The organism is Arthrobacter monumenti (genome assembly GCF_054511255.1).
Genome location: NZ_JBTNCY010000006.1, coordinates 13,701 through 38,077 on the forward strand (window position 1 = coordinate 13,701; position 24,377 = coordinate 38,077).

Genomic DNA, 24,377 nt, shown 5'->3' on the forward strand with positions numbered 1-24,377 from the left:
AGGTAGTGCAGTCAGTGCTTCTCATCTAGTGTGAAGACGTCGGGAGTAATTCCGATGGGTAACCGAGGCGCGATCAACGACAGTTCAGGGGTGCCGCATGGCGAGAAAAAAGGTCTTGGCGATAGTTCTGGCCGGCGGTGAGGGAAAACGTCTGATGCCGCTCACCGCGGACCGGGCAAAACCCGCAGTTCCCTTCGCCGGGAGTTATCGCCTCATCGACTTCGCACTCTCCAACCTCGTCAATTCGGGTTATCGCCAAATCGTCGTGCTGACGCAATACAAATCGCACAGCCTGGACCGGCACATCTCCGAGACCTGGCGGATGAGCACCCAGCTGCAGAACTACATCGCCTCCGTACCCGCGCAGCAGCGGATTGGCAAAACCTGGTTCCTGGGCAGCGCGGACGCGATCTACCAGTCCCTGAACCTGATCCAGGACGCCGAACCGGACATCGTCGTCGTCGTTGGCGCCGATCACGTGTACCGGATGGACTTCGACCAGATGGTCGAGAAACACGTCGCCAGCGGCGCATCGGCCAGTGTTGCCGCCGTCCGCCAGCCCGTGGAATTGGTGGATCAATTCGGTGTCATCGAAGTCGATCCCGAGCGCCCGGACCGCATCAGCGCGTTCGTGGAAAAACCGTCCACGACGCCGGGACTGCCCGATGACCCATCACAATTCCTGGCCTCAATGGGGAACTACGTCTTCAATACCGATGCGCTCGTCGAGGCCCTGCGTTTCGATGCCGAGCGGTTGGAAACGAAGCATGACATGGGCGGCGATATCGTCCCGCACTTCGTTGACCGCGACGACGCCGCCGTCTATGACTTCACCGAGAACATCATCCCGGGCTCCACCGAACGGGACCGCCAGTACTGGCGCGACGTCGGAACTATCGACTCGTTCTATGACGCGCATATGGATCTGATTTCGCCGTTGCCGGTGTTCAACCTGTATAACCTGCAGTGGCCTATTTACACCCGGCAGTCCGTCTCTCCACCGGCGAAATTAGTGCACGGCGAGTCGACCCAGGGAGCAATATCGGACTCCATCCTCTCCAGCGGGGTGGTTATCTCCGGGGGCAGCGTCGACTCGTCCGTCCTCTCCACGGATGTCTTCGTCGCAGACCATGCGCAGGTCTACGGTTCGGTGTTGATGGACAATGTCAGGATCGGCGAAGGCGCCATCGTCAAGCGGGCAATCCTCGACAAGAATGTCCATGTCCCGGCCGGCGCCACCATCGGCGTAGATGCGGATCTGGACCGCAGCCGCGGCTTTACCATCACCGATTCCGGCCTTACGGTCCTCCGGAAAGGCCAGGTCGTCCCGGAAGGGGGCTGGGAGCGCATCAGGCCAGCCGGGTGATCTCCACCGACACGTGCGGCTCCGAACCCACGCCACCTGAGAGGATCCCCTTCAACGGAGGTACATCCCGATAGTCCCGGCCACGCGCCACGGACACATGGAAGTCGCCCACGGGACTGCCGTTGGTGGGGTCCCAGCCGCGCCATTCGCCGTCGTACCATTCAATCCATGCATGCGACTCTCCCTGCACGGTTTCACCGATGCCGGCGCTGGGCCGCGGATGCAGGTAGCCGGAAACGTACTGCGCCGGGATGCCCAGCCCGCGGAGGACGCCGATAGCCAGATGCGCCAGGTCTTGGCAGACGCCCTTCCGCTCCAGCCACGCTTCCTCGGCATTCGAATGGACACCGGTCACGCCCTGGACGTATTCCATCTCGTCCCGGAGCCAATCAAACACAGCACGGGCAGCCTCATATGGATTCTTATCCGCCACCACCTCGCGGGCCTTCTCCTGAACTTCGTCGCCGGTGCTGCTCAACCTCGTCTGCGGAAGCCAATCGGCGAAATCATTGGTGATCCCGGGCGAATGCAGCTCGTCCCAGTCAAGCAGTGCCTCTTCGGAGATGACCGGGTCGCTGCGGAAAACCTCAACCGTCGTCGTCGCCGAAACGTCGAGCATCTCATGCGGAAACTGCATATCGAAGGTCGTCACGCGGGTTCCCCAGTAATCGCGGTAATTACCGACGACGGCGTGGGTGGGCTTGATCTCCAGGTAGGACTCCAGCACCACCTGGTTCTGGTCCGTCAGTGGAGTCATCCTGGCCTCGTTGTAGGACATGCTCACGCGGTTGGCGTAGGCGTATCCGGTACGGTGCACAATGCGGAGTCTGGTCATGAAAGCTCACCCACCCAGGACAGGTCTTCAGCCTGTGAGAAGTACTTGCGTGAAATAGCGTCGGACGCCTGCGCCGTGGCCTTCTGCACACGTTCCATGTGTTCAGGCAGCTCGGAGAGCAGGTCGTTGGTCTGATGGAACTCGAGGAACGTGCGGGCCTGCCCGACGACGCGGCGTGCGTCATTGACGAACCCAACCCGCTGGTAGGAAGGTTCCAGGCTGGCCAGGCACTTCTCGGCGTCGCTGAGCGCGTAGACGATTGACCGCGGGAACAGCCGGTCGAGCAGCAGGAATTCGGCCGCGTGGTCGTCCCCGAACGCCGCCTGCCTGGTCCGCAGGAACGACTCGTAGGCCCCGGCGCAGCGGAGCATGTTCACCCAGGACATCGACGAGGACATCACGTCCTGTGTCGAGAGCATCCGTGCCGTCATGTCGGCCCGTTCCAGGCTGCGGCCCAGGACCAGGAACTGCCAGCCCTCGTCATGGCTGACGGTGGTGTCTGCCAGCCCGGTCACCATCGCGGTTCGTTCCAGCACCCAGTTACAGAACCGGTAGGTTCCCACGACATCCTTGCGATGCTGGTTCAGCCCGTACCACGTCGTGTTCAAGCACTCCCAGAGCGCCGATGACACGGTTTCGCGGGCACGCCGGGCGTTCTCCCGCGCGGCACCCAGGGAGCCGGAGATCGACGTCGGACTTGTGCGGTCGTAGGCCAGTGACTGCAGCAGGTCATTCAACCCGAAATCTTCGTCGGCCGGGGGCCGGGTGCCCATGATCGCGAGCAGATCCCGGGAAACCTGGTGCTGCTCGTTGGAGGGCATCTGGTTCAGGCGCTCCAAGTGGACGTCGAGGATGCGGGCGGTGCCATCGGCGCGCTCAACATACCGGCCGATCCAGAACAATGATTCGGCAATGCGGCTCAGCATGGTGCCACCTTTCCTCGATCAATACAGTCGGGTTCAATTGCCCAGGCGGAGTGCTTCCGAGGCGGCGCCAACCGCCATTCCTTCATGCCCGTCACTGGTCCGACTCCGACTGCCGGTCCTGCCAGTTACTGTCGATCGGCCAGACGCTGGTGCGTTCACGGAGCCGGATGCTCGAACGATCCGGAGCGCGTTCCACCGGTCCACCGGCACCGTCAGCCAGCACCCATGTGTCCTTCGATCCGCCGCCTTGGCTGGAATTGACGATCAGCGAGCCTTCCTTCATGGCGACGCGGGTCAGCCCGCCCGGCAATACGTAGACGTCGTCGCCATCATTAACCGCGAACGGCCGTAAATCCACGTGCCGCGGTCCGAACCTATCACCCGACATGGTCGGAACGGTGGACAGCTGCAATACGGGTTGGGCAATCCAGCCGCGGGGGTCGGCAAGCACCTTGGCGCGGAGCGTATCCAGCTCCTCCCGCGAGGCGTCGGGACCGATGACCAGCCCCTTGCCGCCGGAACCATCGACCGGCTTTACGACCAGCTTGTCGAGATTGTCCAGCACGTACTCGCGCGACTCGGGCTCCTCCAGCCGGTAGGTGTCCACATTCGGGATGATCGGCTCTTCATCGAGATAGTAACGGATCAGATCCGGCACGTAGCTGTAGACCAGCTTGTCGTCGGCGACGCCGTTGCCCACCGCATTGGCAATCGTTACCCCGCCCGCTCTGGCGGCATTGACGATTCCGGGACAGCCCAGCATGGAATCCGAGCGGAACTGCAGCGGGTCCAGGAATTCATCATCAATGCGTTTATAGATCACATCCACGCGCTGCTCACCGGCCGTGGTGCGCATGTAGACGCGGTTTCCGCGGCAGATCAGGTCGCGGCCCTCGACCAGCTCGACACCCATCAACCCGGCCAGCAGCGTGTGTTCGAAATAGGCGCTGTTGAAGACACCCGGAGTAAGTACGACGACGGTGGGGTCCTCGACGCTTGGGGGCGCCGTTTTGCGCAGGGCAGAGAGCAACCGCCGCGGATACTCCTCCACCGGGCGGATTTGCTGCTGGCCGAAGGCCTCGGGCAACCCCTTGGCCATGGCCCGCCGGTTCTCCAGCACATAAGACACGCCGCTGGGAACCCGGACATTGTCCTCGAGCACCCGGAACGTGCCCTGTTCGTCACGGATCAGGTCGATGCCTGAAATCATCACCCGGACACCGCCCGCCGGGTCAAAGCCTGCAACTTCGCGGTGGAAATGGGCGCTGGAGGTCACCAGCCGGCGGGGGATGATGCCGTCGGCGACAACCTTCATGTTGCCGTAAACATCATTGAGGAAGGCCTCGAGTGTGCGCACCCGCTGAGCCACGCCCCGTTCCACTATGTTCCAGTCGGAAGCGGTGATGACGCGCGGAACAATATCAAGCGGGAACGGACGCTCCTCTCCGGCATAGTCAAAAGTCACGCCGCGGTCGAGGAAGGTCCTCGCCATCGAGTCGGCACGGGCCGTCACATCGGCCAGGGTCAACTCCCCCAAGGCGCCCGCGATCTGGGCATACGCCTCGCGGGGAACCTCGCCGGGCGTGAACATCTCGTCATAGGCACGGGTTCGCTCTGCGGCACTCGAGTAGTCTTCGAAAAGGTCGGGCATGCTTTCAGCGTGCCACGGATCAGCGCGGAATACATCTCAATGCCACACCTGCTGTGCAAAATTGGTGCAATTTCCTCGGATCGTAGAGAGTAGGTGAGTGCGCATAAATCATCGTTCCGGAGCCGATGTGCCCGTCGGAGACGCCCCCGCCCTCCGGACGCCGGTTTGGCCCGGCCTGCTGGCCTGCGCGGCCGCCGTCGCGCTCTCCTTCCTCGTTCATGCATTGGTTCCCGCCATTCCGGTCATGACCTCCGCCGTCGTACTCGGAATTCTGGCCGCCAACCTGCCGGGAACCGGCGCGCCCGTCCGCGGCAGGCTTAAACCCGGTCTGGGTTTTGCCGGCAAACACCTGATGCGAGCCGGCATCGTACTGCTTGGTTTGAAACTAAGCGTGATCGACATTCTCGGACTCGGCTGGGCAACCTTCGCCGCCGTCGTCGTCATGGTCCTGCTCGCCTTCGCCGGCACCTATTTGCTGGCCCGGATCTTCCGGCTCCCCGGTGACCAGCCGATGCTGCTGGCCTCGGGCTTCGCCATCTGCGGCGCCTCCGCCATCGGGGCGATGAGTGGCTCCCGGGGATCGAAGCAGGAGGATACGGTTGTCCCGATCGCCCTTGTCACCCTCTGCGGAACGCTGGCCATCGGCGTTTTGCCGCTGCTGATGCACCCCCTCGGACTTGATCCGGTGCCCTTCGGACAGTGGGTCGGAGCATCAGTCCACGACGTCGGCCAGGTCGTCGCCACGGCGCAAACGGCCGGCACGGCGGCCCTGACGGCGGCTGTCCTCATCAAACTCACCCGCGTGCTCATGCTGGCGCCCATGGTGGCGGCCGCCTCCCTCACCGCGCCGCGCACCGCCAGCGGCAAACGGCCGCCCCTGGTTCCGCTCTTCGTCATCGGGTTCATCGCCATGGTGGCCATCAGGTCGGCCGGACTCGTCGGCGATGAAGTGCTGGCAGTCGCCACCATCGCGCAGGATCTGCTCCTGGCAGCTGCACTCTTTGGACTCGGCTCATTGGTCCGGGTCGGCCAACTGTTCAGCCAGGGTGGAAAAGCCCTCACGACGGCGATGCTCTCGTGGTTGCTTATCGCCGTCCTGGGCTACGGTGTGGTGCTGCTCATCCAAGGCTGAAGCGGATAATACTGTTCCTACCGGCCGGTAGCAAGTGGCGCTGCCACCATCGGACGAAAGCAACAAGCGGCAACCGGACGTGGTTAAATAGCCGGGTGCAAAACGAAAATCTCAGCCGCGGTGAAGCCGCCAGCCGATCAAGCCTGATTTCCGTCCAGAGTTACGACGTCTCCCTGGACCTGCGGACGGCCCAGGACGCCAGCTCCCCCGGATTCACCACCCAGAGTGTCATTACCTTCAACTCCCGCGAAGCCGGCGCCAGCACGTTCCTCGACTTCATTGGCAGCAGCGTGCACAGCATCATCCTCAACGGCCATGCCCAAGACGTCGAGCAATGCGTTTCGGGCGCCCGCATCCACTTGCAGGACCTTGCCGAGGAAAACCAGGTCACTGTCACCGGTACCGGCCTGTACAGCAGCAGCGGCGAGGGAATGCACCGCTTTGTTGACCCTGCCGACGGCAAAACCTACCTCTACACTCAATACGAACCGGCCGACGCCCGGCGGGTTTTCGCCAACTTTGAGCAGCCTGACTTGAAGGGTACTTACACCTTCCACGTCATCGCCCCCTCGGAATGGACCGTCGCGTCCAACGGCGCGGAGACTGACCGGAGTGCACTCGCCTCGGCGGCAGGTTTGAGCCGCTGGGACTTCGCCACGACCGAACCCATCTCCACCTACATCACATCCGTGCTCGCCGGTCCCTACTTCAGCGCGCAGGATCATTGGAGCCGCACTTTCGACGACGGCACAACGCTGGACATCCCGCTGGCGGTGTACTGCCGGGCGTCACTGGCCGACGCCTTCGACACGGACAACGTTTTCGAGCTGACCAAACGTGGCCTGGACTTTTTCCATGACCTCTTCCAGTACCGGTACCCCTTTGGAAAGTATGACCAGGCCTTTGTCCCGGAATACAACCTTGGTGCGATGGAAAATCCCGGTCTGGTGACCTTCACCGAAGCATACATTTTCCGTTCGCGTGCCACCGACGCCCAATATCAAGGCCGCGCCAACACTCTGATGCACGAAATGGCGCATATGTGGTTTGGCGACCTGGTCACCATGTTCTGGTGGGACGATCTGTGGCTCAAGGAATCCTTCGCCGACTACATGGGTGCCCTCGCCGTCGCCGAAGCAACGGATTGGAAGAGCTCCTGGGTAACCTTCGCCAACGGACGCAAGGCCTGGGCATACCTGCAGGATCAACTGCCCACCACCCATCCCATAGTCGCCGACATCCACGACCTCGAAGCGGCCAAGCAGAACTTCGACGGCATCACCTACGCCAAAGGTGCCTCCGTCCTCAAACAGCTCGTCGCCTACGTAGGATTCGGGTCTTTCATCGACGGATCCCGCCAGTACTTCAAGGATCATGCCTTCTCCAATACGTCCCTGAAGGACCTGCTCGGTGCCCTCAGCCGGTCCTCCGGCCGGGACCTCGGCGGTTGGTCGGAAAAATGGTTGCAGACCTCCGGCATCTCCACGTTGACGGCAGACGTTGAAGAGAACGACGGCGTCATCACCAATATGACGATTGTCCAGGATGCGGTGGACCCAGTCAGCGGCCAGCAGCAACCACGGCCACACCGCCTGGAGGTCGGGTGCTACAACTTCAACGGGGACTCGCTTGTCCGCACCGAAAGCGTCGAACTGGATGTTACCGGCGCAGGAACGACTGTTCCAGAGCTTGCCGGAAAAGCCCGGCCGGCCCTTCTGCTGGTCAATGACGAAGACCTGACGTACGCCAAGATTCGTTTCGACGCAGCCTCGCTGGGTACCGTCCTGGATCATTTGAGCCAGCTCGATGATCTGATGGCGCGGGCCCTGTGCTGGTCTGCATTGTGGAACATGACCCGGGACGGAGTGCTGCCGGCACAGCAGTATCTGGCCGCTGTGGAGCGGCACGCCCCAAAGGAAACGGACATCGGCGTCCTGCAGAACCTGTTGCTGAATGCGCGCGGGGCAATCGAGCGTTACACCGCCCCTGCCATCCGCGATGATGTCCGCGAGCATCATCTGTGGATCCTGGTCGAGCAACTCCAGGCGGCCGAAGGCGGAAGCGATGAACAACTTGCCTGGGCCCGCGCGGCCGCTGCCCTCAGCCGCAACACAACCACCTACGCCGATTACGTCTCCGACCTGCTCTCCGGAGCAGCGGTGGTCGAAGGACTGACGCTGGATGCCGAACTGAGATGGAAATTCCTGCAGGCGCTCGCAGCGAATGGACGTGTTTCCGAGGAACAGCTCACGAATGAACTGGCCGCCGACAACACGGCATCAGGCCGGGCCGGTTACACCAGCGCCATGGCCGCCCGTCCGGACGCCGCCGTTAAGGCAGCCGCCTGGCAGAGCTCCGTGTACGGCAATGAACTGTCCAATGAACTGCTCAGCGCCACCATCGACGGGTTCAACGAAGGTTCGCACGCACTGCTCGACCCCTATGCCGCGAAGTACTTCGAAGTTCTTGATGATGTGTGGAATGGCAAGAGTATCGAACTGGCCAGCCGGGTCGTCCGGGGACTCTTTCCCGCCAGTCAGGAGGTCACCGCCGGGGAGGAGCCCAGTGATCACCCGGTAATCCAGACGGCCGACAAGTGGTTGGAGACCCACACCAGTTCACCGACGGCTCTTCGCCGCATCGTGATCGAACAACGTGACCATCTCCTGCGGGCGCTGACAGCACAGACCGCATCCGCGGCGACCACGACCGCGTAACGAATATCGGGTTCACCCAGGTGGCACCGGCGTGGCGCATAGGGGCCGGTTGAAGCCCTATGGAACCCGCGCCAGCCATTCCTCGGTGGCGAACTTGGTGGCGACCCTGGCCTCGGCCTTCGCCATCTCGTCGTCGGTTACTTTTGATTCACCGGCGCCGTAGCGGGAGGTAAAAGTGTCAATCATTGTCTCGATAATGTCCTGACGCGACATCCCGGTCTGACGACGGAGCGGATCGACGCGTTTCTTGGCACTGGTTGTCCCTTTGTCGGACAGTTTTTCCTTGCCAATGCGCAGGACGTCGAGCATCTTGTCGGCGTCGATGTCGTAGGACATGGTCACGTGGTGAACCATTCCGCCGTTGCTCAAGCGCTTCTGCGCCGCGCCGCCGATTTTGCCGTCCTCGGTCGCGATGTCGTTGAGCGGCTGGTACCAGGCTTTGATGCCCATCTCATGCAGGGCCGCCATCACCCAGGTGTCCAGGAACGGGTACGAATCTACGAAACTGATCCCATCGACGAGTGTCTGCGGGATATACAAGGAGTAGGTGATGCAGTTGTCGCCCTCCATGAACATAGCCCCGCCGCCACTGATGCGGCGGACGACTTTGACGCCATGCTTCCGGGCACCTTCCGGGTCCACTTCATTACGCAGCGACTGAAAACTTCCGATGACGACAGCCGGTTCTTTCCACTCCCAAATACGAAGTGCGGGATTCCTGCGGCCGGCACCCACTTCTTCGGTCAGGACCTCATCGAGGGCGACATTGACCTCGGTTGGCAAGGCGCGGGGACGAATGACTTCCCACTGATGGTCTCCCCAACCTGTGGCTTTCGCCAGTGCGCGGCGCACCGCTACGGCGACAGCTTCGGGCGAGAATCCGAGCATGGAGACGTCCGGCCTGAGCGCGCCTTCAATAGCGGTGGAGATGTCCTTTGCGGAAGCTTCGGCAGACATCCCTGTCAAGGCGGAGTTGATGTCTGCGAGGGCGCTGTCCGGTTCGAGGAAAAAGTCGCCGCTGATAGAGACATTGGCCAGCTGACCGCCTTCAACGTCGAAATCCGCCACGACGAGTTTGCCGCCGAGGACTTTGTATTCACCGTGTGCGTGTTCCATGGGATCCGTTCTATCCGAAGCTGCACCATTTGGGAAACCAACGTGGATAACCGTACCGGCGCAGGGCGCATTGCCGCCATCGTTCCGTACGCCGGGTTAACCAAAAAACAGACCCGGGCAGGTGCCCGGGTCTGTTCTGGAAAAAATTGTTACTTCTTGCCGCCAAAGCCCTTGAAGCGCTGGTTGAACCGCTCGACACGGCCGGCGCTGTCCATGATGCGCTGCTTGCCGGTGTAGAAGGGGTGCGACTCGGAGGAGATTTCCACCTCGATGATCGGGTAGGTGTTGCCGTCTTCCCATTCGATGGTCTTGTCGGAGCCGACAGTGGACTTGGTCAGGAAGGAGGTGCCGGAGGCCAGGTCGCGGAAAACGACGGGCTCGTACTTAGGGTGGATATCAGTCTTCACAGTTATACCTTCTGTAGTTGCCTGGATTTTGCCAGGCACTGTTTGCGGAAGTTTATAGACGGCCAGTATGGCCAGCAATCCAGTCTAGCGCTTTTGCCCGGGTATCACGAAACCCGGCGGGAGTGTAATGACGCGGGACCATCTGCAGGTGGCGACGCTAGCGGCGCTACCCCCGGATCCGGCATTCCCAGAAGGCGACCGCACTCGCGGCAGCCACGTTTAGCGAATCCACTCCCCCGCGCATCGGTATCCGCACCGACAGGTCCGTGGCCGCGACGGTTTCCGGCCGAAGCCCGTCGCCTTCCGTACCGAGCACGAGGGCAAGTCTTTCATGGTTCATCGCGCTCAACTCGTCCACGCTCAGCGACCCTTCGCCAAGGGCGAGCGCCGCCGTCGTAAATCCATGGTCCCGCAGCAGACCCAGGCTCTCGGGCCATTGCTGAAGGCGCACCCAGGGAATCTGGAATACCGTTCCCATGCTGACCCGGATGCTCCGCCGGTACAGGGGGTCGGCACAGCGTGGGCTGACCAGGACAGCGTCGACGCCGAGGGCTGCGGCGGAGCGGAAAATTGCGCCGATGTTGGTGTGGTCGATGATGTCTTCGAGAACGGCGACACGGCGGGCGGAGCCGAGCACCTCAACCGGATCCAGTTCGGCCGGACGATTCATGGCAGCCATGGCTCCACGGTGCAGGTGAAAGCCGGTGATTTCTTCCAGCACCGCGTCGGTTCCAACGTAAACGGGAACCTCCGGGTATTTGGCAAAGACATCGGCAAGACCGTCCAGCCATTTCTCCGCCAGGAAAAATGACCGGGGTGTGTGGCCGGCTTCGAGGGCGCGCCGCAGCACCTTGGAGCTTTCGGCGATGTACATACCCTCGGCGGGCTCCCGCCGTCGTCGTAGTTTCACATCGGTGAGCTGGGTGTAATCGGCAACCCGCGGGTCATCGGCGGTGGGCAGGTAGTGGATCGTCATACGCTGGTTACCCGTTGATCAGGTTGGCGATCATTACGCCGAGTGCGACGAGGCCGAGGACGACGATAACCGAGCGCAGTAACACCGGCGAAAGCCGCCGTCCGATTTTGGCACCCGTGTAACCGCCGATCATTGAACTGACAGCAATCAGCAGGACCACAACCCAATCGATGCGCTCAAACGCGAATATCATGTAGGAGATGGCCGCGATCATGTTCACCGACAGGACCAAAACATTCTTCATGGCATTGGCGTTCTGCATGGTGCCGGCGAGGAAAATACCTAGAATCCCAACCACAAGAATGCCCTGGGCTGCAACAAAGTAGCCGCCGTAGACGCCGGCAAAATAGATGAGCAGTATCAACGCGAAAGGGTGCTTGCCGGTGGAGGGTTCCGACGACGACGCGTCGGCCTTGCGCTCGGCACGCCGCCGGACCCAGCGTTGCAGCTTTGGCTGGAAAACGACGAATCCCAGCGACACCACAATCAGTACCGGAGCGACGATGGCAAAAACGTAGTCCGGAAGATTCAACAACAACGCCGCACCAGTGATGCCGCCAAGGATGGAGGCTGGAAGCAGTTTGGCCAGTGTCCGGCCCAAGCCCTTAAGTTCGCGCCGGTAACCATAGGCGGCCGTGGCATGGCCCGCTATCTGACCCATCGCATTGCTGATGGTCGCCACGACGGGGGCATAGCCGAGCGCGACCAGGACCGGGAATGAGACCAGCGTTCCTGAGCCGACGATCGCGTTGATGGTGCCTGCCCAGAGGCCGGCAAGAAGGATAATCCCCGTACGTAGGAAGTCAACGTCGTAGGCGTCGATGAGGCCGGTGAAAACTTCCCACAAATTTGCGATCAGGGCAAAGAAATCGCTCAGAATTTCCATAGAATTGGTATTTCCGGATCCGGGCTACAGCAGTGCGGCCGGAGCCGGTCCGCTGCCGGCAGCACCTGTCCGCGACGCTGCCGTAGCAGTGAAGCGGCCGCCGTCTACGTGAACGTCCAGCTCCAGGCCAAACGTGGTGCTCAGGTGCTCGCTGGTCAGTACGTCCTGCAACGGCCCGGCCGCGACGACGCCGCCTTCGCGCAGGAGCATTGCGTGGGTGAAGCCGGCGGGGACTTCCTCGAGGTGATGCGTTACCAGCACGATGGCGGGTGATTCGTCATCGACGGCGAGCGCACTCAGCCGCTGGAGCAGGTCTTCGCGTCCGCCCAGATCCAGCCCGGCTGCCGGCTCGTCGAGCAGCAAGAGTTCAGGGTCGGTCATCAACGCGCGGGCAATCTGCACCCGTTTGCGTTCTCCCTCGCTCAGGGAAGCGAAGGTGCGGTTTGCCAGATCGGAGACGCCCCAGTCTTCGGCCAGTTGGCGGGCACGTCCCTCGTCCATCCGGTCATAGTCCTCGCGCCAGCGTCCGGTTACGCCGTAAGCGGCAGTAACGATGACATTGAGTACGGTTTCGTGCTCGGGGATCTGCGTGGCGAGCGCCGCGGAAGCGAGTCCGATCCGGGGCCGCAGCTCAAAAACGTCCACCGCCCCGAGGACTTCCTCGAGGACTCCGGCAACACCCTTTGTGGGGTGCATCCGTGCGCCGGCGATCTGGAGGAGGGTCGTTTTGCCAGCGCCGTTGGGGCCGAGGACGACCCAACGTTCACCTTCTTTGACTTGCCAATCAATACTGTCCAGAAGCGCCTTGCCGCCGCGTATTACGCTGACAGAAGCCAATTCAAGAACGTCACTCATAGGACTAGACACTAGGCTAAAAGCGGCTGGATTGGCTAAACGCTACGCCGATAGCATGGAGATTCCCCTGCGCGGCGATTGGACGCTGCCTCAACCACGATCGGACCCGGCACACGTATGAGTGAACTGTTCAGCGCCGTCAGCTATGGCGAAGCCCTTCCGTCGGAGTTTATCGGTTCCGTCGACCTCGCCCTTGGTTCCACCGGCGCCCGGTTGTTGACGGAAAGCCTGATGGACCGCGGGGACTACGTTGTGCGGACCACGGAGATTGAGTACGACGGCGGTCCGGAAGCTCTGCGCCGTGCGCTGGCCGACGCCATGATTCCCGCCGATGCAAACGGAACCTCCGCCGTCAACGCCTATACCGCCGTCGTGCCCCATTCCCTGCGGGAAGCAAAGCGCAAGCTGCTAATCATGGATGTCGATTCCACGCTCATTCAGCAGGAAGTGATCGAACTCCTCGCCGCCCATGCCGGTGTTGAAGAGGAGGTCGCGGCGGTGACGGAGGCGGCAATGCGCGGCGAGCTCGATTTCGCCGCCAGCCTCCATGCCCGGGTTGCCACGCTTGAGGGCCTGCCGGCGACAGTGGTCGACGATGTGCGGGCCGCCGTCCGGCTCTCCCCCGGCGCCAGGAGCCTGATTGAGTCCTTCGCGGCCGGTGGGCACGTCGTCGCCGTCGTCTCAGGAGGCTTCAGCCAGATCCTCGATCCGCTGGCGCAGGAGCTCGGCTTGGACTATGCACAGGCGAACCTGCTGGAGGTCGACGGCGGCAGACTGACCGGCAAGGTCCTCGGCGCTGTCACGGACCGCGCAGCCAAGGCTGAGGCGCTGCGGCGCTGGGCCGGGAAATCAGGTGTTCCGCTGGAGCACACTATCGCCATCGGAGACGGGGCCAACGATCTGGACATGCTCGAAGCCTCCGGATTCGGCATTGCCTACAACGCCAAACCAGCGCTGCGGCAAGCAGCCGATGCAGAGGTCAACATCCCGCAGCTCGATGTCGTGGCGGCAATTGCCGGCGTCGAGTACGCCCAGTAGGCACCACTCCGCACCATCCCGCGCATGGTTTACCCAGTCAGTGGATAAAAGCACAGGTGGGGCGGGCTCGGCAAGACGGACGGACTGTCCTAAAGGGCGAGCCCATCACGGGTCCTCGCCGGCGCGCTTGCTCCTGGCCATCGGCGGCATGTGTTTGTTCAGGGGGCTACGTCTGTCACCGTGAGCCGGGCATCTATGGCACTGGGCGAAAACACTTCATCGACGACGATGCGCGTCATACCGATGATGCCGGCATCCTCTCCCATCGTCGCGAGCCGCACGTCCAGATTTCGGGTCGCCCGCGGCAACGACATCGGATAGAGCGTCTCGCGTACACCGCTGATCAACGTCGATGAGGCCATGGCACCACCGATGAGGAGAACGCCTGGATTAATAAGGCATACGACGGTGGCCATTACCTCGCCGATGCGTCGGCCAGCCTCGTGGGTCAAGCGCATTGCCTCGACATTTCCATGGGCCAAGAGACCCCCTACATCACGGCCGGACGCTGCTTCGATGCCCATCTTGGTTAAGGTCGCTGCGACAGCTCGTCCGCTTGCGACAGCGGCCAAACAGCCATGTGCTCCGCATTGGCAAGGGACATCTGGATAATCGGCCAATCTAACATGACCGATATCTCCGGCGCCGCCATCTATACCTTGATATACGCGGCTGTCAATGACGATTCCTGTGCCAATCCCGGTCGAGATCTTCACCAGACACAATGTGGGGCAGTCCTTGAACCCCACGCTGTGCTCACCTATCGCCATTGCATTGGCGTCATTTTCCACAAGGACAGGAACCGGAAGTGCGTCGTGTAGATACTCTGCAATTGGATATGCATCCCAGCCGGGCATGATCGGCGGCTGGCTTGGCCGCGAAGTTCTCGGATCGACCGGGCCAGGCACCGATATGCCGATGCCGGACACCTTGGACATCGGCGTCTGAGTGCGCTCGAGCAACTGGCGAATTGTCTCCGCGATGCCATGCAGAACTTTCTCTGGGCCATCTACGACGGCCACATCGATGCTCTCGTCGATAAGTATGCGTCCGGACAAGTCGGTCAGAGCGATACGGGAGTGAGTTGTATCAACGGTCGCCGCGACCACCACAGAGTGCTCAATGTTGAATTCGAGCCGGATCGGGCGTCGCCCTCCAGAGGGACGATCCGTACCGGCCTCCCGGATAAGTCCGGCAGCCAGCAATGCGTCGACCCGCTGGGCAACAGTCATTCGGGCTAGTCCGGTGGTTTCTTGTAGATCTCCCCGGGTACGCGCTTGGCCATACCGGATGAGCCGGAAAAACTCGCCGACACCAGTCGACATTGCAGACTCCTCTAGATATGCGCAATCGCTAATCAATATATGACCATTATGCATACATATAGACGCCTGGGGACATCGACGGCTCCGAATTGTCGTCCGGGGGTTCAACACTTAGAGGCTAATTCAACTAGTTGCGTATAACAGTTAGGCATAACTGCTCGACAGTTAGGTAACCTGCGGCTAGTGTTTGATCATAAGTTGCGTGACGTCGACCACTCACGGCTGTGACGTGGCGTACCTGTACAAGCGCTGGGCGCGAGTACATAGGCACAAGTCCGATCACTGGATCGGGCTCCGAAACGGAGCGCGATGCGCGCTCGGCACATGGTGCGCATGGACAAAGTTGTTCCGTGCACGGCGATAGGAGCTTCGAATGAAAAGCAGGAAACCACGCAGAAATGCGGCCGCTGTTGCCATGGTGGCAACTCTTGCGGTGAGCACCCTTGCCGCCTGCGGCAGTGGAGAAGATGGCGGTGGCGGTGGCGACGCTCAGTCAATCACGGTGCAAACGACGGATACCCTTCCCGACCGCGTCGCGGCGACGAAGGAGATCATCGCCGATTTCACCAAGAAAACCGGAATCAAAGTCAAGCTCGTCGGCGTCGCAGAAGATCAGTTCAACCAGGTCCTGACGTCGGGCGCAGCGGCCGGAGACTTGCCGGATGTGATCGGCTCGATCGGACTCACGCAGGTTCGTACCCTCAGCGCCAACGACCTGGTGGACGCCGAAGCTACCGCCGCAGTACTAGAGGAGCTCGGTAAGGACACGTTCTCCAACCGTGCCCTTGAACTGACCAGCGAGGGAGGCGAACAACTGGCAATCCCCAGTGAGTCGTGGGCCCAGCTGCTTTATTACCGTACGGATCTCTTCGAAGAAGCCGGCCTGCCGGCTCCAGAATCATATGAGGACATCCTTGCAGCGGCTGAAGCTCTGGACTCCCCTGATATGGCAGGTTTCGTCGGTGCTACCGCTCCGGGCGACGCCTTCACGCAACAAACAATTGAGCATGTCGCACTTGGCAATGGCTGCGAAATGGTTAATGAGGCTGGAGAAATCACCTTCAACAGCCCCGAATGCACCGAGGCTCTGGATTTCTACGGCACTCTGATCAACAACTACTCCGTTTCCGGCGCGCAGGACGTTGACACCGTGCGTGCAAATTACTTTGCCGGAGAAGCTGCGATGTTCATTTGGTCGACGTTCGTCCTCGACGAGATGGCGGGGCTACGCAACGATGCACTGCCAACCTGCGCTCAATGTGACGAAAACCCGGCCTTCCTTGCGGAGAATACTGGAGTCGTTTCGTCTATCCAGGGACCGAGCGGCACTGAACCGGCACAGTTTGGTCAAATCACTAACTGGGCAATCACTGCCACCGCAAAGACCGAACCGGCGCAGGAGTTCGTTCAGTACATGATGACCGACGGCTACGTCGACTGGCTCGCAATCGCGCCTGAGGGCAAGGTGCCCGTTCGTTACGGTACAGCGGACAACCCGACCAAATTCTCTGAGGCTTGGGAGCAACTTCCTGTCGGCGTCGATAAGAAAGCACCTCTAACGGATTTCTATTCGGACGATGTACTCCAGGCCCTGCAAACCGGTGTGGACGATCTGAGCTTGTGGGGCATCCCCCAGGGGCAGGGCGACCTGGCTGGTGCGGCCCTTGGTGAACTTCCGATAGCCGATGCCGTGGCGAAGGTAACCAGCGGTGGTACGGATGCACAAACCGCGGCAGAGCAGGCAGCAGCGACCCTGCAATCAATTCAGGATTCACTGAATTAATGAAAACGCCGCGCACTAAGAATGAACGGATGGCGCCGGGACATACTAATGACCCGGCGCCGTCCGGCGGCCGTCGCCGGGGCCGCTCGCCTATGGCGAGGGCAGAGGAAAGAGCGGGCATAGCCCTCATTTCCCCGACCCTGATCATCGTTATCGTCATGGTCGTGCTGCCCATCCTCTGGACGGTCATGCTGGCATTCCAGGAAATCCGGCTCATTAATTTGAGTACAGCCGGACTCTTCGGCAATTACGCATTGTCCAATTTCGCCGAAGTGTTCGCGTCCCCGGGCTTTCTGGAGGCATTGCTCACCACTGTTGTTTATGCGACCGCTGGAACCGGCTCCGCCATCGGGTTTGGCCTCATCGTAGCGCTCGCCCTGCGTAAGCCTTTTCGCGGAAGGACATTTGTCCGGGCGGCAACACTTATTCCCTACGTTGCACCAATTGTTGCTGTCACCTTCGTCTGGTCGACGATGTTGAACCCGCAGTTCGGAATCGTTAATTACTGGGGGACGCGCCTGCTGGGTTGGGAACAGCCCATCGCGTTCCTGAGTGAGCGCGCAAACGACGTGTCGATTTTCGGCTTGGATTTCACTCTTCCAACCGCCCTGCTGACAGTGATCGCCTTTGAGGCCTGGCGCTCCTTTCCCTTCGCGTTCCTCTTCCTCACAGCACGTCTCCAAGCCATTCCGGGGAGCATGGAGGAAGCGGCTCTGGTTGATGGCGCCAGTCCGACTCAAAGATTCCGCTACATCATTCTTCCCCAGCTGCTACCGACGATCGCTGTGTTGACCGTGCTGCGCTTTATCTGGACGTTCAACAGCTTCGACGATATCTATCTGCTCACCGGTGGCGGCGCGGGCACGGAGGTGGTGGCCGTGCGCGTGTTCAACTTCTTGACCGCAAGAGGGGACATAGGTGCCGCCGCGGCGCAGGCGCTCGTACTCGCCGCGATCCTCGCCGTGCTGGTCGGAATCTATCTGAAATGGTTCGCCAAGAAAGAGGAGGTGAGTTGATGGAGACGCAGGTCAAACCCCGCCCGAAGGCTAATCACGGTAAACAATCCCGCGATCCCAAGTGGACGCGCAATGGGCTGGAGTTGCGAATCTTGCCAGTGCTGCGATGGATCGTAATCGCTTGCCTGCTTATCGTGACGTTGTTCCCGTTTTACTACATGACCATCCTCTCGGTCCGCCCGATCTCTGCTGTACTTCAGGATCCGGGTGCTTTGTGGGTGTCATTCTCCGAGTTCAGTGTTGAGACCTATATCTCAGTCCTGCAGTCCCCCAGCGAAGGCGGCCAGGGGTTCCTGACGTTCATGGGAAATAGTGCCCTCGTAGCGTTGGGTACAGTCGCCGTCACGCTGCTGTTGGCAGTTCCCGGGTCGTATGCCATCAGTCGATTACAGTTCTTCGGCCGTCGGAAAATCAGCGCACTATTTCTCGCGGTCTATTTGTTTCCAAGTATCCTGCTGGCCATACCGCTGTTCGTATTCTTCACCAGAATCGGACTTCGGGGGGAACTGATCGGTCTGCTGTTTGTCTATGTGGCCCAAGTTGTACCGGTGAGCATCTATATGCTGCGCAACTACTTCGAGACCATCCCCACGAGTCTGGAAGAGGCGGCCGCGATCGACGGCGGCAGTCGCCTGACAATTATGTGGCGGATTAGTCTGCCGCTGGCAATGCCTGCAATCATTTCCAACGCACTGTTCATCTTCATGATCGCGTGGAATGAGTTCCTTTTCGCCCTCTTGTTCCTGGTCGAATCACGGGAAAACTGGACCGTCTCGCTCGGGCTTTCCCAGCTGGCCGGAAGTATCGAGGTTCCCACCACCATTCTGATGGCCGGCTCAGTCATTCTGACCTTGCCAATCATCATCATCTTCTTTGCGAGTGAGCGGCTCCTGACCGAGGGTCTCACCGCCGGCGCTGAGAAGGGCTGACCGTATATCAATTCAGAAAGAGTCTTCATGCCCCAAATCGTGCAATTTACGGAACCAGGCGTGGTGGAGTTGGTCGACTGCGGCCATCAGGAGCTGAGCGCCGGTTCAGTCCGGGTACGCACATGGTATTCCGGTATTTCCGCAGGCACCGAGCTAACCGCCTTCCGCGGCTCGAACCCATATTTGACCAAGAGCTGGAATGCCGATCAGCGCCTCTTCACGGAAGGTGTTCCCACTTTCGCCTATCCCGTTTCCGGCTGGGGATACTCCGAGGTTGGCGAGGTCGTTGAGGTCGCCCCCGATGTTGTGGACCTGACGCCGGGGCAGATCGTCTATGGGATATGGGGCCACCGCAGTGACGCCGTCCTTCCGGCCGATGCTCTACAAGGCAAGCAAATTCCAACCGGAGTAAATCCTCTGCATGGAGTCTTCGCCAGGGTGGGTGCGGTGGCTCTTAACGCGGTGTTGAGCGCGGATCTCCATGTGGGTGAGGATGTAGCCATCTTTGGCCAAGGTGTGATCGGTCTGCTCGCCACCCGGCTCGCCCGCCTGAACGGTGCAGAAGTTATTGCAGTCGATGGAATGCAAAGCCGGCGCGGGCTGGCGGGCACCATGGGTGCTGGACATGTGATCGCGGCAGACGTTGCCGGCGGAGCCGGTCCGGCCATCCGGAGCCTAACCGACTACCGCGGCGTGGACGTCGCCATCGAACTCAGCGGCAGCTATCGCGCCCTGCATGAGGCCGTCCGCTCCGTGGCTGTCGGTGCCCGGGTTGTCGCTGCCGGCTTTTATCAGGGCGGTGGTGAAGCCTTGAACCTTGGCGACGAATTCCACCTTAACCGCGTACAGATAGTTGCGAGTCAGATCAGCGGAACTCCGGTCGGCTTAGGGCCACGTTGGGACCAAGCAAGGCTTGTTTCGGTGTTTATGGCCCAGCTCGCCGCCGGGCGGATCGACGTCGCGCCACTAATCACAGACGTTGTCAGTGCCTCTGAAGTCAGCACTGCTTTCGATTTGTTGGATCGGGGCTCTCCCGAGACGCTTCAAACTGTCTTGCGTTTTGATGCGGCACCGGCATGAGTTCATCGGGAAAACCAACGGATGGCAGTGTGGCGGATCATGTCCTAAGGCTGATGGAAGCGCATTGGGAGCCACACCGGGGTTATTGCGTTCCGAATCCCGGCACTTACCCACACTTGTGGCTATGGGACTCCTGCTTCCACGCAATTATCTGGGCACATTTGGGCGATGAACGGGCGGTACGGGAGCTGGACGCCGTACTGGTGGGGCAATTGCAGGACGGGATGGTTCCGCACATGCGCTACGGCGCAGAACCGGCGGACACTTGGCTTGGTCCCCTGTCCAGTGCCTCCTCCCTCACTCAACCGCCGATGTTCGGACACGCCGCGAAAGTTTTGACAGAGCGTGGTCTTCCGGTAAGTGACACAACACTGGCCGGAGCCAGGAAGGGCTTGGATTGGTTATGGGATCATCGTCGGACCGAAGACGGCCTGATGTACATCGTCCATCCTTGGGAAGGCGGCAACGACCACTCGCCGCGGTGGGATGACTGGGGCGCTCCGGGCAAAACCAAGGACGACTATGATCGTGCGGCACGGACTGCCTGGAACAAAGAGCGAATGCGCGATATCTCCTTTGCCGAGGACGGTGCTGCGCGGTGGTCGTCCGCCTTCGTCACCTGTCCTGCCAGTTTCAACGCCTATGTTGCCTTCAACATGGCGGAACTGGCTGAAGTTCTCGGCGATCCCGGGTTGGCAGGCAGGGCACGCGCCCTGAGCAAAGCAATCGACGAACACTTGTGGGACGACGTCGAACAGCTCTGGATGGACCGCGCCGTCGTCGGCGGCGGACCGTCAACCCGGATACCGACCAGCGACGGCGTTATGGGGGCCTTGGTTACGGCTGACGGTGCAAAGGCTGAGGCGGCGTTGGCGCAACTTCAAGACCCGGACCGGTTCGGCGCCCCGTGCGGTCCAGCGAATGTCGTCCGTACCCATCCTGCATACGACCCCGGGATGTACTGGCGTGGTCCGGCGTGGCCGCCGCTCAACTACCTGTTCTGGCTTGCCGAGCTGCGCTGGGATCGAACTGAGGCTGCCGGACGGATCAGCCAGCAGACGGTATCCGCCGCCATCGCCAGCGGATGGGCTGAGTACTGGAATCCGGAAACGGGTGAGGGTCTCGGAGCGGTTCCACAGTCATGGACCGGACTCGCACTGGCAATGAGCGAGCCGGCGATGATCGAACGGTCCGGCAGATGAAAGACGCGCAACCGTCACGGAATCTCAACCGTTCCGTCCACCGCGCGGATCACCGCAGCGGCAATGCAGGCATGCCCGGCATCGTTGGGGTGAACCGCATCATTGGAAAGCATCGTGCGTGGGTTCCAATCGTCGACGACCACCAGTCTGGTCCCGGTGTGTGCTGCCGACACCTCACGCAAACGTGCATTGTAGGCGTCGACAGCGGCACTGGAACCGACGTTATGCGGAGCGTGCCCGCTGTAATCGAGAAGGTATGGTTGCTCGACGGCGACCACGAAGGCGCTGCCGTTCGCATTTCGGAACGCTTCAAAGATGACGGCGAGCGCGTCCGCATACTGCCTCACTGCTGTGGTGGATGGTCCGTACAGCCGGGCGTCATTCAACCCGGTCATCAGGACAAATATATCGGCGTACCCCGGCGGCTCGGCGGTAACGAGATCCGCCGTGGCAGTGCTCAAGCTGCCGCCCACGCCCCGGTTTTCGGCCGTCGCCCCCAATTGGGCGGCCACCATGTCGACCAAGCAACGCGAAGGTTCGCCCGCCCCATCACCATCAATCCACGAGTGACCGTAGGCATACAGACTTTGCACTGCAGACTCCTTCAACGAGGTTCCCCTCTGTCCTTGGCAACCTCACCTTCCCAGGTGACCCAACTCCGTGGTGACATCAACAGCCGCGCAGGAAAGGCCAGCGTACGATGAACATTTCTGAAATTGCACCGCCACCAGATTACCGGCCGCAATTCCCCAAAGGGGTCAATACCGGAATCGGACTTCTGGGCTGCGGCTCTATCGCGCAAAAAGCGCACCTGCCGGCGTACGAACAATATGGTTTGGATGTTGTCGGCGTTTGGAGCCGTTCCGCTGCCAGGACCGCCGATCTGCCAGAGCGATTTGAGTCGGTGCGAAAGGTTTACGACACAGCTGAGGAGCTGCTGGCGGATCCTGACGTGAAAATCGTAGATCTGGCTACGCCCGCGGAGGATCGGCTGAAGTGGCTCGCCGCGGCTGTGTCGGCGGGCAAACATGTGCTTGCCCAGAAACCGCTCACAATGGATGTGGCTTCGCTCTCTCCGATCCTCGCCGAGGCTCAGGCCCGGGGACTGAAAATAGCGGTCAACCAGAACGGACGTTGGGCACCTGCCTGGCGTCTGGCCACGCTGCTTATCGAGCGTGGCGACATTGGCGACGTCGTTGGGGTCACCCACTTGCACGATAAGCCGTTGCCGCCGATCGCCGGCACCCATTTTGACGATATGTCGCACATGCTCGTCACGGACTATCTCATGCATTGGATAGACATCACGCGTTGTTGGCTGGGAGGCAAGGATGTCCGCTCCGTTCAAGCCACTGATTCGCGTGTCCCCGGTCAACCGCCGGAGGCGAAGAATCCGTGGTCGGCCTCGGTGCAGATCTCCTGTACCGATGGAGCGCATGCCTTAATGCGGGTGGTCGGCGACGTACGAACCAGCAATCCGTCATGTCCCTTCTGGATTCATGGCACCGAAGGTACGATCCGCGGCAGCGTTCTGCAGGGTTCAGACCGCCTCGAGCTTGAACGGGACGCCACCACCACGCGATTTGCGCTTGATGGCCAGTGGTTTATTGACGGCTTTGCAGGGGCCATGGGCGAGCTGATGTGCGCCATCGAGGAGGAGCGTGAACCTTACAATTCCGCCGCCCACAACGTTGCTTCCCTGCGGCTGATGCTTGCCGCACACGAGTCCGCTGACACTGGTTCCCCGATGATACCCATGTCCTCTCTCCCGCTTTGATCCGAAAGGATGTATTGATGTCTTTCCATCACGTCGATGACGTTCCGGTTTCCCTGACCCATGGCAGGGTCTACGAGGAAGGCTGGCAAAGTTGGAGCCCAACGACCTGGTACGACGTCACGGCTACATCGCGCCGGCCGGAATCGCAGCTGCGGTACCAAATGCGGTATCGAGCCGGTTCAGAACTTCCGGGAGAAGGATTCCATGCGGAGGGCCTGTTGGTGGTTGATCCCGGCACCGGGGCTCCGGCAAGGGTTTATGGGGCTGCCAACGCGGTAAATGTGCCATCTATTCGGGCGAAGCTGGAAGGTGACCGGCTCCTAATTATGGCGGATGGACCGGTCGAGGTAGAGCGGGTTCCTGAGGGGGGCGCGGCAGCACTCGTCCGTTTTGGTGACCGGTTCGCGGCAGACGTACGGACACGGGCTATCACGGCCGCGCCTTCCGTATGGTGCACGTGGTACCGCTATTTCACAGAACCGACCGAAGCGGACATTCTCGAGAACCTGGCTGCCATAGAACGTCACAACCTGCCCGTCGACGTCGTTCAGATTGACGATGGCTGGGAATGCGGCATCGGGGACTGGACACCGTCCGGCCGCTTTACGGGATTGCCGGATCTGGCCGCACGAATTAGGCAGACCGGGCGGCGTGCCGGCATCTGGTTGGCGCCTTTCATGGCCGGCGCCAACACCGACTTGGCCCGGAACCATCCGGAATGGCTCATCGGTGAGACCGGATATAACTGGGACCAGAATCTGCACGGCTTGGACGTCACCCATCCGGGGGTCCGCGACTATCTCTGGTCGGTCTTTCGCGGGCTGCGTGAGGACGGGTTCGACTACTTCAAACTCGACTTCCTCTACGCCGGAGCGGTGCCCGGCCAGCGTTATGAGGACATGAGTGGAGTCGCAGCCTACCGGTCCGGGCTGGAACTGATCCGGGACGCCGTCGGGCCCGAAAGCTTTGTACTTGGATGTGGTGCGCCGATTCTTCCCAGCGTTGGGCTAGTCGATGGGATGCGGGTCTCTTCCGACACCTTCCATGAGGACGCCCAGAACCTGTCGACGCATTTGCGCGGGGAAATGGCTACGACTGCACGAGCATGGCAGCACGGCAGGTTTTGGATAAACGATCCCGACTGCTTCGTAGGGCGCCCTTCATTCGCGCTGCGGGAACAGTGGGCGTCGGTAATCGAGCAATACGGCGGACTGCGGTCCGTTTCAGACCGGATCGCAGAACTCGACACCTGGGGTTTGGAGACCACGCGCCGCTTACTCGCCGGTGTCCCCGCCAGCACGCCCTTCCCGGATTCCTGATGTGCAACTTCCGAAGAACTTTTGTCCCATCTTTGAGCGGA

At 61.0% G+C, this 24,377-nt stretch carries 21 protein-coding genes; 11 read left to right on the forward strand and 10 right to left on the reverse strand.

What is annotated here, in order from left to right:
* Positions 1-97 precede the first annotated feature (97 nt).
* On the forward strand, positions 98-1,366 hold the full coding sequence (gene glgC, locus ACX80B_RS09990) for a glucose-1-phosphate adenylyltransferase (protein WP_459295625.1): 1,269 nt from the start codon (positions 98-100) through the stop codon (positions 1,364-1,366).
* Here the strand turns inward: glgC and ACX80B_RS09995 are convergent.
* The 3 genes from ACX80B_RS09995 to ACX80B_RS10005 form a co-directional block, all read right to left on the reverse strand.
* Entirely contained in the window at positions 1,350-2,201 is an 852-nt protein-coding gene (locus tag ACX80B_RS09995) for a transglutaminase family protein (RefSeq protein WP_459295627.1), read from the reverse strand. The two genes, glgC and ACX80B_RS09995, sit on opposite strands and share 17 nt — an antisense overlap.
* Positions 2,198-3,127, reverse strand: a complete 930-nt coding sequence (locus ACX80B_RS10000; protein ID WP_459295629.1) for an alpha-E domain-containing protein — start codon at positions 3,125-3,127, stop codon at positions 2,198-2,200. Before ACX80B_RS10000 ends, ACX80B_RS09995 begins: the two co-directional genes overlap by 4 nt.
* Before the next feature lie 91 nt (positions 3,128-3,218).
* Positions 3,219-4,778: a circularly permuted type 2 ATP-grasp protein gene (locus tag ACX80B_RS10005; RefSeq protein WP_459295631.1), complete on the reverse strand. Its 1,560-nt coding sequence runs from the start codon at positions 4,776-4,778 to the stop codon at positions 3,219-3,221.
* A gap of 127 nt (positions 4,779-4,905) precedes the next feature.
* Between ACX80B_RS10005 and ACX80B_RS10010 the strand changes: the two genes are divergently transcribed.
* Positions 4,906-5,910 (forward strand): YeiH family protein, encoded by a 1,005-nt coding sequence (locus ACX80B_RS10010; RefSeq protein ID WP_459296112.1) that lies wholly within the window; start codon positions 4,906-4,908, stop codon positions 5,908-5,910.
* A gap of 95 nt (positions 5,911-6,005) precedes the next feature.
* Positions 6,006-8,627 (forward strand): aminopeptidase N, encoded by a 2,622-nt coding sequence (gene pepN / locus ACX80B_RS10015; RefSeq protein ID WP_459295633.1) that lies wholly within the window; start codon positions 6,006-6,008, stop codon positions 8,625-8,627.
* A gap of 57 nt (positions 8,628-8,684) precedes the next feature.
* Here the strand turns inward: pepN and ACX80B_RS10020 are convergent, their stop codons facing one another.
* The 5 genes from ACX80B_RS10020 to ACX80B_RS10040 form a co-directional block, all read right to left on the reverse strand.
* On the reverse strand, positions 8,685-9,743 hold the full coding sequence (locus tag ACX80B_RS10020; RefSeq protein WP_459295635.1) for a lipoate--protein ligase family protein: 1,059 nt from the start codon (positions 9,741-9,743) through the stop codon (positions 8,685-8,687).
* A gap of 149 nt (positions 9,744-9,892) precedes the next feature.
* Positions 9,893-10,150 carry a type B 50S ribosomal protein L31 gene (locus ACX80B_RS10025; protein WP_459295637.1) on the reverse strand — a complete coding sequence of 86 codons (258 nt, stop codon included), beginning with the start codon at positions 10,148-10,150 and terminating at the stop codon, positions 9,893-9,895.
* Between the two features lie 166 nt (positions 10,151-10,316).
* The gene (locus ACX80B_RS10030; protein WP_459295639.1) at positions 10,317-11,126 is read right to left on the reverse strand and encodes a TrmH family RNA methyltransferase; all 810 of its coding nucleotides are present in this window, start codon (positions 11,124-11,126) and stop codon (positions 10,317-10,319) included.
* A 7-nt stretch (positions 11,127-11,133) separates the two neighbouring features.
* Complete coding sequence (locus ACX80B_RS10035) at positions 11,134-12,012, reverse strand: sulfite exporter TauE/SafE family protein (RefSeq protein WP_459295641.1); 879 nt, start codon at positions 12,010-12,012, stop codon at positions 11,134-11,136.
* 24 nt (positions 12,013-12,036) lie between these two features.
* Complete coding sequence (locus tag ACX80B_RS10040) at positions 12,037-12,867, reverse strand: ABC transporter ATP-binding protein (protein WP_459295643.1); 831 nt, start codon at positions 12,865-12,867, stop codon at positions 12,037-12,039.
* Positions 12,868-12,984: 117 nt separating this feature from the next.
* On the opposite strand from ACX80B_RS10040, the gene serB reads away from it, so the two are divergent.
* Positions 12,985-13,905, forward strand: coding sequence for a phosphoserine phosphatase SerB (gene serB / locus ACX80B_RS10045; RefSeq protein WP_459295645.1), 921 nt, complete (start codon positions 12,985-12,987; stop codon positions 13,903-13,905).
* Between the two features lie 158 nt (positions 13,906-14,063).
* Here serB and ACX80B_RS10050 read toward each other — a convergent pair whose 3' ends face one another.
* Positions 14,064-15,230, reverse strand: a complete 1,167-nt coding sequence (locus tag ACX80B_RS10050) for an ROK family protein (protein ID WP_459295647.1) — start codon at positions 15,228-15,230, stop codon at positions 14,064-14,066.
* A 373-nt stretch (positions 15,231-15,603) separates the two neighbouring features.
* Between ACX80B_RS10050 and ACX80B_RS10055 the strand changes: the two genes are divergently transcribed.
* The 5 genes from ACX80B_RS10055 to ACX80B_RS10075 all read left to right on the forward strand — a co-directional run bounded on the left by ACX80B_RS10055 (position 15,604) and on the right by ACX80B_RS10075 (position 21,240).
* A complete protein-coding gene (locus ACX80B_RS10055; RefSeq protein ID WP_459295649.1) occupies positions 15,604-17,013 on the forward strand; it encodes an ABC transporter substrate-binding protein in 1,410 nt (469 codons plus the stop codon).
* A 158-nt stretch (positions 17,014-17,171) separates the two neighbouring features.
* Complete coding sequence (locus ACX80B_RS10060) at positions 17,172-18,029, forward strand: carbohydrate ABC transporter permease (protein ID WP_459295651.1); 858 nt, start codon at positions 17,172-17,174, stop codon at positions 18,027-18,029.
* A complete protein-coding gene (locus tag ACX80B_RS10065) occupies positions 18,029-18,958 on the forward strand; it encodes a carbohydrate ABC transporter permease (RefSeq protein WP_459295653.1) in 930 nt (309 codons plus the stop codon). The genes ACX80B_RS10060 and ACX80B_RS10065 overlap by 1 nt, the downstream gene beginning before the upstream one ends.
* A 27-nt stretch (positions 18,959-18,985) precedes the next feature.
* A complete protein-coding gene (locus ACX80B_RS10070) occupies positions 18,986-20,038 on the forward strand; it encodes a zinc-dependent alcohol dehydrogenase (protein ID WP_459295655.1) in 1,053 nt (350 codons plus the stop codon).
* A 29-nt stretch (positions 20,039-20,067) separates the two neighbouring features.
* Entirely contained in the window at positions 20,068-21,240 is a 1,173-nt protein-coding gene (locus ACX80B_RS10075) for an MGH1-like glycoside hydrolase domain-containing protein (RefSeq protein WP_459295657.1), read from the forward strand.
* 14 nt (positions 21,241-21,254) lie between these two features.
* Here the strand turns inward: ACX80B_RS10075 and ACX80B_RS10080 are convergent, their stop codons facing one another.
* Complete coding sequence (locus ACX80B_RS10080) at positions 21,255-21,833, reverse strand: SGNH/GDSL hydrolase family protein (RefSeq protein WP_459295659.1); 579 nt, start codon at positions 21,831-21,833, stop codon at positions 21,255-21,257.
* Between the two features lie 107 nt (positions 21,834-21,940).
* Here ACX80B_RS10080 and ACX80B_RS10085 point away from each other — a divergent pair, with 107 nt between their 5' ends.
* Together ACX80B_RS10085 and ACX80B_RS10090 are read left to right on the forward strand one after the other, a co-directional pair.
* The gene (locus tag ACX80B_RS10085) at positions 21,941-23,017 is read left to right on the forward strand and encodes a Gfo/Idh/MocA family protein (RefSeq protein WP_459295661.1); all 1,077 of its coding nucleotides are present in this window, start codon (positions 21,941-21,943) and stop codon (positions 23,015-23,017) included.
* 17 nt (positions 23,018-23,034) lie between these two features.
* Positions 23,035-24,336 carry a glycoside hydrolase family 36 protein gene (locus ACX80B_RS10090; RefSeq protein WP_459295663.1) on the forward strand — a complete coding sequence of 434 codons (1,302 nt, stop codon included), beginning with the start codon at positions 23,035-23,037 and terminating at the stop codon, positions 24,334-24,336.
* Positions 24,337-24,377 lie beyond the last annotated feature (41 nt).